Raw genomic sequence first — 1,078 nt, forward strand, 5'->3', positions numbered from 1 at the left:
CTTGACGCGGCGCACGATCAGACGGGCGGTGACCTGCTGCTTCTTCGGCTTGGAAGTGAAGGCAGTGTAGGGGACCTCGGCTATCTCGGCGTCGGAGATCCAGCACTGGCCCTCCTCGTCCCAGACGGCCTTGGGGTACTTGATCGGCGTCCAGGCGTTCTCGTCGATGTGAGCGATGGCGGCCTTGACGGAGGCGTTCATCCGCACCGTGACGGAGAACCGGGCACCCAGGGCCTGGCAGGCGCCCACGACGTCGGCGCCGTAGAACGCGGAGTCGGCCCGCACCACCAGCAGGCCGCTCGCGCCGCAGGCACGGGCGGTGCGGATGGTCTCGGCGACGAAGGCGGCCGCCCCGCGCGCGGAGTTCGCGGGCCCCTTGCGTAGCCGGGTGGCGGCGATCACCGGGGCGGCCAGCGGTGTGGAGACGACGCCGAGCAGCGCGTTGAGCCCTTTGACCTTGCTGTATCCATATCCGGTGCCCTGCTTGGCGTAGCCGTGGGTGCGGCGGATGGTGTCGTCGATGTCCACGTAGGCGGCTTGGCCCGCGCCGGGCAGCAACGGGGTGTGACGGGCCAGTTCGGGCAGGAACCGGCGGGCCACGGCGTGCAGTTGCTTCACATGCCCGTGCGTGAAAGATCGCAGGAACGACCCCAGCGTGGACGGGGCCCGCACCCCGGTGAACAGGCGGCCCATCGCGCCGTGCCGCAGCCGGTCCATGTCCTCGATGCTGTCCGCGCCCGCGACCATGCCGCCCACCAGCGACATCAGCTTCGCCGCTGGGAAAGCCCCGGTGCCGTCCTTCGAGGCAGGCAGCCGGATGTGCTCTCCGGCCAGCGCGGGCAGACCGCACCGCTCGGCCAGCCGGATCACCGGTTCCAGTCCGCCGTACGCGATCAGGTTCGGGTCATCGAACGCGGACGAGACCGCCGCCGCGGCATGGGAGGATTGCATCTCGGAAGTGCCTTGCTGATCGTGCCCGATGTGGTCCTAGAGAAACCCCATCATCGCAGGTCGCAAGGCACTTCTTCGTTTCCGGAAGAACTATCCACAGGCATCAAGCCGGTGGATCCGGGCTGAG

The 1,078-nt window shown here is 68.9% G+C and carries 1 protein-coding gene; it reads right to left on the reverse strand.

Annotated features, from left to right (window positions below):
• A partial coding sequence (locus ACWEKM_RS46600; RefSeq protein WP_451627376.1) for an IS1380 family transposase occupies positions 1 to 951 on the reverse strand: 951 nt, incomplete at its 3' end.
• Between the last annotated feature and the right edge of the window lie 127 nt (positions 952 to 1,078).

The sequence above is a fragment of the Streptomyces sp. NPDC004752 genome (assembly GCF_053601275.1).